14 protein-coding genes are annotated in these 11,334 nt (G+C 64.6%); 1 reads left to right on the forward strand and 13 read right to left on the reverse strand.

Features of this window, described 5'->3' with window-relative positions; genetic code table 11:
- Positions 1–253: 253 nt before the first annotated feature.
- The 7 genes from GGD63_RS14655 to GGD63_RS14685 form a co-directional block, all read right to left on the reverse strand.
- Positions 254–496, reverse strand: coding sequence for a hypothetical protein (locus GGD63_RS14655; RefSeq protein WP_183243095.1), 243 nt, complete (start codon positions 494–496; stop codon positions 254–256).
- 33 nt (positions 497–529) lie between these two features.
- Positions 530–793 (reverse strand): hypothetical protein, encoded by a 264-nt coding sequence (locus GGD63_RS14660; protein ID WP_183243097.1) that lies wholly within the window; start codon positions 791–793, stop codon positions 530–532.
- A 16-nt stretch (positions 794–809) separates the two neighbouring features.
- Entirely contained in the window at positions 810–1,010 is a 201-nt protein-coding gene (locus tag GGD63_RS14665; RefSeq protein WP_183243099.1) for a hypothetical protein, read from the reverse strand.
- Positions 1,011–1,025: 15 nt separating this feature from the next.
- Positions 1,026–1,211 carry a hypothetical protein gene (locus GGD63_RS14670; RefSeq protein ID WP_183243101.1) on the reverse strand — a complete coding sequence of 62 codons (186 nt, stop codon included), beginning with the start codon at positions 1,209–1,211 and terminating at the stop codon, positions 1,026–1,028.
- Positions 1,212–1,348: 137 nt separating this feature from the next.
- Positions 1,349–2,620, reverse strand: coding sequence for a cytochrome P450 (locus GGD63_RS14675; RefSeq protein WP_183243103.1), 1,272 nt, complete (start codon positions 2,618–2,620; stop codon positions 1,349–1,351).
- Positions 2,621–2,708: 88 nt separating this feature from the next.
- Positions 2,709–3,035, reverse strand: coding sequence for a hypothetical protein (locus GGD63_RS14680; RefSeq protein WP_183243105.1), 327 nt, complete (start codon positions 3,033–3,035; stop codon positions 2,709–2,711).
- A 190-nt stretch (positions 3,036–3,225) separates the two neighbouring features.
- Entirely contained in the window at positions 3,226–3,999 is a 774-nt protein-coding gene (locus GGD63_RS14685; RefSeq protein WP_183243107.1) for a ferredoxin--NADP reductase, read from the reverse strand.
- A gap of 157 nt (positions 4,000–4,156) precedes the next feature.
- On the opposite strand from GGD63_RS14685, the gene GGD63_RS14690 reads away from it, so the two are divergent.
- On the forward strand, positions 4,157–5,353 hold the full coding sequence (locus tag GGD63_RS14690) for an amidohydrolase family protein (RefSeq protein WP_183243109.1): 1,197 nt from the start codon (positions 4,157–4,159) through the stop codon (positions 5,351–5,353).
- 134 nt (positions 5,354–5,487) lie between these two features.
- Here GGD63_RS14690 and GGD63_RS14695 read toward each other — a convergent pair whose 3' ends face one another.
- From GGD63_RS14695 to GGD63_RS14720, 6 genes are all read right to left on the reverse strand, one after another.
- On the reverse strand, positions 5,488–5,955 hold the full coding sequence (locus GGD63_RS14695; protein WP_183243112.1) for a MarR family winged helix-turn-helix transcriptional regulator: 468 nt from the start codon (positions 5,953–5,955) through the stop codon (positions 5,488–5,490).
- A gap of 25 nt (positions 5,956–5,980) precedes the next feature.
- Complete coding sequence (locus GGD63_RS14700; protein WP_183243114.1) at positions 5,981–6,685, reverse strand: ABC transporter ATP-binding protein; 705 nt, start codon at positions 6,683–6,685, stop codon at positions 5,981–5,983.
- The gene (locus GGD63_RS14705) at positions 6,682–7,473 is read right to left on the reverse strand and encodes an ABC transporter ATP-binding protein (protein ID WP_183243116.1); all 792 of its coding nucleotides are present in this window, start codon (positions 7,471–7,473) and stop codon (positions 6,682–6,684) included. Before GGD63_RS14705 ends, GGD63_RS14700 begins: the two co-directional genes overlap by 4 nt.
- Positions 7,470–9,359: an ABC transporter permease gene (locus tag GGD63_RS14710; RefSeq protein WP_183243118.1), complete on the reverse strand. Its 1,890-nt coding sequence runs from the start codon at positions 9,357–9,359 to the stop codon at positions 7,470–7,472. Before GGD63_RS14710 ends, GGD63_RS14705 begins: the two co-directional genes overlap by 4 nt.
- 145 nt (positions 9,360–9,504) lie before the next feature.
- The gene (locus tag GGD63_RS14715; protein WP_183243119.1) at positions 9,505–10,707 is read right to left on the reverse strand and encodes an ABC transporter substrate-binding protein; all 1,203 of its coding nucleotides are present in this window, start codon (positions 10,705–10,707) and stop codon (positions 9,505–9,507) included.
- A 33-nt stretch (positions 10,708–10,740) separates the two neighbouring features.
- Positions 10,741–11,325, reverse strand: a complete 585-nt coding sequence (locus GGD63_RS14720) for an amino acid synthesis family protein (protein ID WP_183243121.1) — start codon at positions 11,323–11,325, stop codon at positions 10,741–10,743.
- Between the last annotated feature and the right edge of the window lie 9 nt (positions 11,326–11,334).

Below are 11,334 nucleotides of genomic sequence, written 5' to 3' on the forward strand. Positions count from 1 at the left end.
GCCTCAACCGCATCGCCCACGCTCGCTGCCTTCTCGCCTATTATGGTGAAACTCGCCCGACAAAAGCGAATCATTCTCACGCTCTCAGGATGAGGCTAAGCAGCATTTGCCCCCGTTGAAATTGCCGCCACGCTATCCGCCCTCATCCTGAGGGCCCGCCATCGGCGGGCGTCTCGAAGGATCGGCTGCGGGAGAGCTATCCGCCACACTTCTTCATATGCGATAGCCCTGCAGTTGGTCGGGAGGACCCCTCTCAAGCCTTGTCGGTCCCCGGCTCCTCGTCGAGCCGGTTGGCCGCATGATCTTGATACTGTTCGGTCTGGATGGACTTGCCGTCCATGCCGCGAATGTCCGAATGCTGCGCCTTGTCGCGGTTGGACAGCACCATGTTGTCGCCGATCTTGTCCTTGGTCACCTCCGTCATGGCGCCGGTGCCGTCGCCCTTTCCATGCATGCCGGACCTGAAATGCGTCTTGCTGCCATGCCCACCTGGCATCGCTCTCTCCTCTTGCAGTGGTCTTGCGAAGGCTCAGTGCTTCTGTTGCGCCGGCGTCGGTTTTGGCGGCTTGTGGCCGCTCTGTCCGGGATTGTTGTGCTTGTTGTGGTCGCTCTCCTGATTGAGACCGCCCCGGCTCACCGGAAATTCGCTCTGTCGTGCCTGCGCCCGCGTGTGGTGAGCGGCCGTGTCCTTAGGGTTGCCTGCCAAGGCCTGATCCAGCTCCCGTGCGTCGGGGAGATCAGGCTTGCGCTCGAGAATGCGTACCTGCTGCTCATGGGTCTTTTTGCCTTGCATGCTGGGTCTCCCGTCTTTACCTGCCTCCCCCCTTGCCGGCCGTGTCGTGCGTGTGATGGGAGTCGTGCTCGCCTCCGCCACCCGAGACGCGGCTGTGGCTTCGCTGTGGATCGTCGGCAGGCGGCTTCTTGATCTCCAGCGGCGCCTTGGCGTTCTCGTGCGATGCGCCGGGGCCGCCCTGACGAATGCTGTTCGGTGTCTTGGTGGATGTCGACATGAAGTGTCGCCCTCCTCAGCGGTCCTGCTGATAACCCTGATTGGTCGTGTTCTGCTTGATGTTGCCTTGTTGGCCCTGCTGGTCCGGGTTCTGCGTGCGTTGCTGGCCGTGCGGTGTCTGATCGGCCGACATCTGCTTGCTGTCGCCAGTTCCCTTCCGGCTCTGGTTCTGGGGCGGAACAGGTGGCATCTTGCTGGTCATGTCCCTCTCTCCTGCAAAGAAGAAGCAGCGGCCAGGAACTCATCGCCGCTCCCGAGGTCCTTGCTGACAACAGGAAGAACCGCGGACCGTTCCTGGCCGATCGCAACCAGCGACGATTTTCCGAAGAAGCGCGGACGTCAGCTCGCGGCAGCGAGGGAACGATCGGATCGTGCAGAATCTGACGCGATCCCCGGCGTTCCAGCACCATCCGCCACGACGGGAAGCTTTGCGATCGCGCGCAGCCCCGGGCGCCTGCGCCAGCGAACCTGCGCGGGATCGATGGCCAGACCGAGTTTCGGCCATCGTTCCAGAAGCGCCGCGAGCGCGCAGGACGCTTCGATCCGCGCGAGCTGATGGCCGAGGCAGAAATGGATTCCCGTCCCGAACGAGATGTGGCGGTTCGGCTTGCGCGCGAGATCGAGACGTTCCGGCTGGTCGTGCACCGCCGGATCCATGTTCGCCGCGGCGAGCATGACCATGACCCGATCGCCCTTCTTCAGCGGCACGCCCTCGACCACGGTGTCCCGTCGCACATAGCGCGGCTTGGAGAATTGCACCGGCGAGACGAAGCGCAGGAACTCCTCGACGGCGAGAGCGATGCGGCTGCGGTCTTGCTCCAGCCAGTCGCGCAAGGCCGGATTCCGGAGCAACTCATAGACCGAACCGCTTATGAGATGTGTTGTGGTCTCCGAACCGGCGGCGAGCAGCAAAAACACCATCGACACCATTTCGTCCGGCGTGATCTGCCCGCCCTCGCGTTCGACCTGAACCAGCTCGGCGATCAGGCCCTCGCCGCCCTGCACGCGCGCGATCTGCAACTGCTGTTCAAGATAGCGTCGCATCTTGCGGAACGCGAACAGCAACCGAAAGAAACTGAGGGCGTTTGTCAGCGACGACATCGCATTCGCCCAGGCGATGAACCTCGGGCGATCGGCGGTCGGCAGGCCCAGTAGTTCGCAGATGACCGACAGCGGCAGCAGACGGGCATAACGCTGGACGAGGTCGGCAGGGCTGCCGCCGGCAAACAGCTCGCCGGCAAGCTCGTCCGCAATGGCGCCAATGCGCGGCTCCATCGCCACGATCGCACGGCGGCGAAACGCTTCATCGACGATGCTGCGCAGCCGCGTATGATCCGGCTCATCCATCGTCAGCATGTTGTTGGCGATGGTCTTGACATATTTCGGCATCCACCAGCGCAGGCCGGCGACATCGCCATCTTCCTTGCGCAACGTGAAAGTCCCGCCGTCCTTCAGGACCTCTGCGGTGGCGTCATGCGTGGTGGTGATCCAGACCTCGCCGACCAGGGGAAAGCGCGTCGCGACCACCGGGCCAGATGCGCGCAGCGTCGCGATCGCCTTGGGCGGATCGCGGAAGAAGGCCTCGCTGGTGAAATCGAGGCGCGGTGCCATGGGATCACCGTAATGGTTGGCGCCTCAACCAGATGGTGTGCGCGCGGCGGCGCGCAAGGGCCGGAACCGGCGCGAGGCGAAGATCGCCCTATCCGCGACCCGGCGAACGCTGCCCGGTCTTGCGCTGCTGCTGGTTGGTATAGGAGTCCCAATGGCTCCAGCTGCCATTGCTGAGGCTTTGCAGGTCAGTGCCAAGCGGTCGGCGCGTGCGCTTGTCGTAATCGGCGATGGCACGCTCGGACTGCGCGATCTTGCGCTTGAGTTCCGCGATCGTCTTCTGCGTCTGGCCGTTCCGCTTCGAGGTGGCGATCTCGCCCATCGTGAAGCGCGCGGTCTCCAGCGCCTTCAACTCGGCGCGGTTCTTCTTCAACTGAACCCGGTGCCAGGCGATGTTGCTGTCGCTGTCCGCAACCATGTGGGAACTCCGCTGATTCGGTCCCACATAGTATCGTGCGCCGAATCGGCGCTGCAACGCCCCGGCGGTGGCGAAAATACGATCTTCTCGCGCAGAAATTTCGTGCCTGGAGCCCCGGAACGGGGTCTAGATTCCTATTCTTGACGCGTTTTCTTTACGCGAACCGATATCCACTTCGCTCGAAAACGCTTTAGCGCTCGGCAAAGGCCTTTTCGACCACGAACTGGGCCGGCTCGCCGTGATTGCCCTCGACGAAGCCGCGCTCGCCGAGAAGCACGCGAGTATCCGCCACCAGCGCCGGGCTGCCGCAGATCATGACGCGGTCATGGGCCGCTTCCAGCGCCGGCAGGCCGATATCGGTGAACAGCTTGCCCGACGTGATGAGGTCGGTGATGCGGCCGCGATTGCGGAAGGGATCGCGAGTCACGGTCGGATAGTAGATCAGCTGATTGCGGATGTACTCGCCAAGCAGCTCGTCCTTCGGCAGATGCTCGGTGATCATCTCGCCATAGGCGAGCTCCTTCACGTGGCGGCAGCCGTGCAGCAGCACCACCTTCTCGAACCGCTCGTAGGTCTCGGGGTCCTTGATCACGCTCAGGAACGGCGCAAGGCCGGTGCCGGTGCCGATGAGGTAGAGGTTGCGCCCCTCCTCCAGATTGTCGATCACCAGCGTGCCGGTAGCCTTGCGGCTGACGATGATCTCGTCGCCTTCCTTCAGATGCTGGAGCCGCGAGGTCAGCGGGCCGTCCGGCACCTTGATCGAGAAGAACTCCAGCGTGTCCTCGTAATTGGCGCTGGCGACGCTGTAGGCCCGCAGCAGCGGCTTCTCGCCGACCTTGAGCCCGATCATGGTGAACTCGCCGTTGCGGAAGCGGAAGGTCGGGCTGCGGGTGGTCTTGAAGGAGAACAGCGTGTCGGTCCAGTGGTGGACGCTCAAAACGCTTTCCTGATTGAAATTGCTCATCTCACCCTTCCGTGTCGCTTGCTTGCGGTTCCAAGGCGGTCAGCTATGCGTCGTTTGTACACGATCATTCGTATACTAATGAATAATCCGGCTTGATCCCGCGGTCAAGGCTGCCCAAGATCGGAAGCGTTGCAGTTAGGAATAAGGAGCCCCTTCCATGGCGCATGACGCACCCCAGGCCACCGGACCCTCGAAGCTGGTGATCCGCAACATCGGCCTGATCCTGTCCGGCGCCCTGGAAAAGCCGATCCTGGACGGCGACACCATCGTCGCCGAGAACGGCAAGATCACCGCGATCGGCCGCTTCAAGGACGTCAACATCGAAGGCGCCACCACCATCGTCGACGCCCACGGCACCACGGTGGCGCCGGGCCTGATCGACAGCCACGTCCATCCCGTCGCCGGCGACTGGACGCCGCGGCAGAACCAGATCAACTGGATCGACAGCTATCTCCATGGCGGCGTCACCACCATGATCTCGGCCGGCGAAGTCCACATGCCCGGCCGGCCCCGCGACGTCGTCGGCCTCAAGGCCATGGCGGTGTTCGCCCAGCGCGCGTTCTGGACCTTGCGTCCGGGCGGCGTGAAGGTTCACGCCGGCGCGCCGGTGATCGAATGCGAGATGGTCGAGGAAGACTTCAAGGAGATGGCCGCCAACGGCGTCAAGCTGCTCGGCGAAGTCGGCCTTGGCGGCGTGAAAGACGGCCCCACCGCGCGGAAAATGGTCGGCTGGGCGCGCAAATACGGCATCCAGAGCACCATTCACACCGGCGGCCCCTCGATCCCCGGCTCCGGCCTGATCGACAAGGACGTGGTGCTGGAGGCCGACACCGACGTGGTCGGCCACATCAATGGCGGCCACACCGCGTTGCCCGACGACCAGATCCGCTGCATCTGTGAGGGCTGCAAGCGCGGCCTGGAGCTCGTGCACAACGGCAATGAGCGCTCGGCCCTGTTCACGCTGCGCACCGCGCGCGAGATGGGCGACCTGCACCGCGTCATCCTCGGCACCGATGCGCCCGCCGGCTCCGGCGTGCAGCCACTCGGCATCTTGCGCATGGTCTCGATGCTGTCCTCGCTCGGCGACCTGCCCGCCGAACTCGCGTTCTGCCTTGCCACCGGCAACACCGCGCGGATGCGCGAGCTCGATTGCGGCCTGATCGAGGTCGGCCGCTCCGCCGATTTCGTCATCATGGATAAGGCCCAGCACTCGCCCGGCAAGAACATCCTGGAGAGCGTCCAGCTCGGCGACCTCCCCGGCATCGGCATGACCATCATCGACGGCATCGTGCGGACGCAACGCAGCCGCAATACGCCCCCGGCCGGCAAGGTGCCGGAGGTGGTGGCGAAGTGACGGCACTTGCCGTCATTCCGGGGCGCGCGTGAGCGCGAACTATGGTGCGCACTGGCGCACCTGAGAATCTCGCGCAACAATCTCCGGATTCCGGGTTCACGCGCTACGCGCGTGTCCCGGAATGACGGTGTCGTTCACCTCAGCTTATTGAGAAGCGCCATCAGCGTCTCGCGCTCCCTCGCGTCGAGCGGCGCCAGCGTCTCGCGGGTGATCGCCAGCGCATTCGGCGCGAGCTTCTCCGCCAGCTGCTGACCGGCGCGGGTCAGGCTCACCAGCAGCCGCCGGCCGTCCTCGGGATCCTGGCTCGTCTCTGTGAGGCCGCGCGCGGTCAGGCGGTCGATCACGCCCTTGATCGTCGCGACGTCCATCGCCGTCAGCCGACCGAGCTGGTTCTGCGAGCACGGACCGGTCTCGGCGAGCTTCGACAACGCCGCCCATTGCGTCGGCGTCAAATTGGTGCCGATGTCGCGGGAGAAGATCGAGCTGTGACGCTGCCAGACCTGGCGCAGGATGAAGCCGACCTGCTCGTCGAGCACGTAAGGCGGCTTGTTAAGTGCTTTGGCCGGTTTGACGCTCTTCTTCGCCGCGACGCTTCTCGCCATCCGTCCGCTGCCCTTCCCTTTGCCTTCACAACGACAGATGCGCGTCGCGGATGTCCGGACGCGCGTCGAGCTCGGCCATGGTGCCGCCGAAGCAGATGCGGCCGCGCTCGATGATGTAGGCGCGATCGGAGATCAACCGCGCAAAGTGCAGATTCTGTTCGGAGACGACAATGCTGACGCCCTCCTTCTTCATGGTCAGGATGGCGTCGACCATCTGCTCCACGATCTTCGGCGACAGGCCTTCCGAGGGCTCGTCCAGCAGCACCAGCGACGGGTTGCCCATCAGCGTGCGCGCGATGGTGAGCATCTGCTGCTCGCCGCCGCTCATGCGGCCGCCCGGACGGTTCTTCATCTCGCCGAGATTGGGAAACAGCGTGAACAGCTTTTCGCGCGTCCAGTGCGGCGCGTTGGGCCGCCTGGGCTGCCGGCCGACTTCGAGGTTTTCCTCCACCGTCAGATCAGTGAAGATTCGCCGTTCCTCCGGCACGTAGCCGAGGCCTTCGCGCACGATCTCATGCGTCGGTTTCGCCGAGACGTCCTTGCCCTCGAACATGATGCGGCCGGAGCGCTGTGCCACGAGGCCGACGATCGAGCGGAATGTCGTCGACTTGCCGGCGCCGTTGCGGCCGAGCAGCGCCACCACCTCGCCCTCCCCGACCTCGAAGCCGATGTCGAACAGGATATGCGCCGGACCATAATGGCTGTTGAGGTCCTGCACCGTGAGCTTCATGTCGATGCTCCCTCGCGGTGGCGGGCATCGTAAACGAGGCCTTCGCCGAGATAGACCGCCTGCACCTGCGGATTGCCGCGCACCTCGGCCGGCGAGCCCTCGGCGATCAGCGTGCCGCGGTTGAGCACGATGATGCGGTCGGCATGCTCGAACACGACATCCATGTCGTGCTCGGTGAAGAGCACGCCGATCGATTTTTCGCGCGCGATGCTTGCGGTCAGGCGCATCAGGTCGACCCGTTCGCGCGGCGCCATGCCGGCGGTCGGCTCGTCCATCAGCAGCAATTTCGGCTGGTTGGCGAGCGCCACCGCAAGCTCGAGCCGCTTGAGATCGCCATAGGCGAGCTCGCCGCACGGACGATCGGCATAGCCACCCATGCCGACCAATTCGAGCAGCCGGCCGGCCTCGCCGCGGTCGAACTTCGGCGCCGAGCCGAACAGATTGAACAGCTGCTTCCCGTGCGAGATCAGCGCGACCTGGACGTTCTCCCGCACGGTCATGGTGGCGAAGGTCGCGGTGATCTGGAAGGTGCGCCCGACGCCCATCCGCCAGATCTCGCGTGGCTTCTTGCCGGTGGTCTCCTCGCCGAGCAGGCGGACGTGGCCGCTGTCAGGCTTGTTCTGGCCATTGAGCATGTCGAAGCAGGTGCTCTTGCCCGCACCGTTCGGCCCGATCAGCGCCAGGATCTCACCGGCCCGCAACGAGAACGAGACGCCGCGCACGGCATGGATGCCGCCATAGGATTTGGTCAGGCCTTCGACCGCGAGAAGTGGGGCTGCAACGCTCATTCGGCGGACTCGATCGGCTTGGCAAGCAAGGGGGATCGCGGCGGCGAGGACTTCCTGCGGCGCTGCGCCAGCATCTCCAGCATGCCGACGATGCCCTTGGGGAAGACGACGACGATCAGCACGATGAAGCCGCCGAGCACGAGCTTCGACAGATCGGTCTGGCTGACCAGCCAGATGTTCAGGGCCTTGTAGACGATGGCGCCGATCACCGCGCCCGACACCGTCTCGACGCCGCCGAGCAGCACCATGACCAGCGCATCGACCGAGAGCGAGATGCCGAGATTGTCGGGGAACACGCTGCCTTTGAGGTAAGCGAACAGCGCGCCGCCGATGCCGGCAGTCGTGCCCGCGATCACGAAGGCCGTCCACTGGATGCGCTTGGCGTCGATGCCGATCGCCTCGCTGCGCAGCACCGAGTCGCGGGTGGCGCGGAGAGCGTAGCCGAACGGCGAGAACACAGCGATCCGCAAGGCGATGGTCACGAGCGCGGCGACACCAAGCGCCAGCCAGTAGAAATGCGACGGGCTCGCCGCCCACTTCTCAGGCCACACACCCAGAATGCCGTTGTCGCCGCCCGTGACGCTCACCCACTGGAACGCGATCGACCAGACGATCTGCGCAAAGGCGAGCGTCAGCATGGCGAAATAGACGCCGGAAAGCTGCACGGCGAAGAAGCCGAATACGGCCGCGCCCATGCAGCCGAGCAGCGGCCCGAGCAGCAGGCACACGATCATCGGCAGTCCCGCCATCTTGGCGAGGAAGGCGATGCCGTAGGCGCCGAGGCCGAAATAGGCGGCGTGGCCGAACGAGGCGAGCCCTCCGACCGACATCAGGAAATGCAAGGAGACGGCGAAGATCACGAAGATCGCGATCTCCGAGCCGACGGTCAGCGCGTAGTTGCCGGCGAACAGCGGCAGCGTCGCCGCGATGACGAGCACCGCCAGCGAGGCCAGCCGCTCGTTCGACGTCAGCGGCCGCCAGGGATTGACGGTGAGACCGGGCGTCTTGCGCGCCGCCGCCTCGGGCTTGCCGAACAGGCCCCAGGGCCGCACAATCAGCACCACCGCCATCACCAGGAAAACCAGGATGATGGAAATCTTCGGAAAGATCAGAATGCCGAAGGCATTCAATTCCGACACCAGCACCGCCGCGACGAAGGCGCCGACGATGCTGCCGAGGCCGCCGATCACGACGACGACGAACACCTCGACGATGATGCGCAGATCCATCGCGTGATGCACGGCATCGCGCGGGATCTGGAGCGCGCCGCCGAGCGCGGCAAGGAAGACGCCGACGGCGAACACCGATGTGAACAGCCATTTCTGATTGACGCCGAGTGCGGCGACCATGTCGCGGTCCTGCGTCGCCGCGCGCACCAGCACGCCCCAGCGCGTGCGCTGGAACAGCAGCCAGAGAATGCCCAGCACCACCGGGCCGAGCACGATCAGGAACAGATCGTAGCTCGGGATGTTCTGGCCGAAGAAATCGATCGCGCCCTTGAAGCCCGGCGCGCGGCGGCCGACGAGGTCGTCAGGACCCCAGATCAGCACGACGAGGTCCTCGACCATCAGGGTCAGGCCGAACGTCGCAAGCAGCTGGAACAGTTCGGGCGCATGATAGATGCGGCGCAGCAGCACCATCTCGACCAGCACGCCGATCAACGCCACCGCGAGCGCGGCCAGCACGATGCTGCCCCAGAAGCCGAACGCGCCGGACAGGCGCTCCGTCAGCGTGAAGGCGATATAGGCGCCGATCATGTAGAAGGCGCCATGCGCGAAATTCACGATCCGCGTCACGCCGAAGATGATCGACAGGCCCGACGCCACCAGGAACAGCGACGCTGCGCTGGCGAGACCGGTCAGAAACTGTACGACGTAAAAGGCCATCGGCGGTCCGGGTTGTGAGGTCGTAGGGTGGGTTAGCGAAGCGTAACCCACCACCTTTTCTCGTGTGGCGCCGAAAGTGGTGGGTTACGCCCAGCAGAAGCGCTTTGCGCATCTGCAGGGCTAACCCACCCTACGGCAGCAGAAATCAATCCTTCGGGCGCAGCTTCTCGACTTCGGCGTCGCTGGGCAGATAATCCGCACCCTTCTTGTAGGACGAATCCACCATCACGCCCTTGCCGTCCTTCAGCGCGGTCTTGCCGACGTAGGCACCAAGCGTCGACTGATGGTCGATCTTGCGGAAGGTGATCTCGCCGAACGGCGACGGCATCGACAGACCTTCAGCCGCAGCGATCAGCTTCTCCGGATCGGTCGAGCCGGCCTTGGCGAGAATGGCGGCCGCCGACTTGATGGTCTGGTAGCCGACGATCGACCCGAGGCGCGGATAGTCGTTGTACTTGGCCTGATAGGCCTTCAGGAACGCGTCGTGCTCAGGCGTCTTGATCGAGTACCAGGGATAGCCGGTGACGATCCAGCCCTCCGGCGTCTCGTCCTTGAGCGGATCGAGATATTCGGGCTCACCGGTCAGGAAGGACACGACCTCGCGCCCCTTGAACAGGCCGCGGGTGTTGCCTTCGCGCACGAGCTTGACGAGGTCGGCACCGAAGGTGACGTTGAGGATCGCTTCGGGATTGGCCGCGGCAACCGCCTGCACCACCGGGCCCGCATCGATCTTGCCCTGCGGCGGCCACTGCTCGTCGACCCACTGGATGTCGGGACGCTTCTCCGACATCAGCTTCTTGAACACGGCAACCGCCGACTGGCCGTACTCGTAGTTCGGCGCGATGGTCGCCCAGCGCTTGGCGGGCAGCTTGCTGGCGGCTTCCACCAGCATCGCGGCCTGCATATAGTTGGAGGGACGCAGGCGGAAGGTGTACTTGTTGCCCTTGGACCAGGTCACCGCGTCCGTCAGCGGCTCGGCTGCGAGGAAGAACACCTTCTTCTGGTTGGCGAAGTCCGAGACCGCAAGGCCGATGTTCGACAGGAACGTGCCGGTCAGCATCGCCACGCCCTCGCTCGAGACCAGCTCGTTGGCAGCGGTCTGCGCATCCGCCGGCTTGCCGCCGTCGTCCTTGGAGATGACGACCAGCTTCTTGCCGTTGATGCCGCCGGCCGCGTTGATCTCTTCCACCGCGAGCTGCCAGCCCTTGCGATAAGGCTCGGTGAATGCCGGCAGCAACGAATAGCTGTTGATCTCGCCGATCTTGATGTCCTGCGCCACGGCCGAATGGGCCATGCCGCCGGCCAGAAGCGCGAAGGCCGCGCCGACGAAGTAATTTCTTGCTCGCATCCCAACCTCCAGTTTTGAACTCGCTTGCGTCTTCTATCTCAGACCGTCTTCGCCCTTGATCTCCGCAACCGTCAACCCGCCGACGCGCGGCAGCGGACGGCCGCTGTCGGTGACGGCGACCGCGACCATGATCTCATTGGCGCGCGGCGCATCATTGATCTGCACTTCCATGCCGTCGAAATGACTGCGCACGAAGGCGGCGTCCTTGTGCCCCAGCGGAATGTCGAGCGTCGTGCCAGGCCCGCTGCGCTTCTTCGACGACGGGATCAGCGCCGCGCCCTTGCCCAGAACCTTGCGCACCGGCGCGCCCATCTTGGGGTGAAGGATGGCGGCGGCATGCTCCAGCTCACCGTTTTCGCCGACGGCCGCGGCCTTGCCGTAGCTCTGGGCCTTGGAGCCTTCGATGCCGAGCGCTGCCACCGCGCGCTTCGACAGGAGTTCGCCGAGCTCCTCGCCGATCGCGACCAACGGCGAGAGATCCTCGACATATTTCCCCGCAAAGGGATTTTCGATCACGGCAATCGCAGCGGCACGCCGCGTCGGCGGCGAGACCTGGCGGCCCATCTCCATCTGCGTCTCTTCGACGACGGTGACGATCTTGCGGATGATCGCGCTCATGTTTCGCTT

Origin of the sequence: Bradyrhizobium sp. cir1, from assembly GCF_014198245.1 — a bacterium.
GTDB lineage: Bacteria > Pseudomonadota > Alphaproteobacteria > Rhizobiales > Xanthobacteraceae > Bradyrhizobium.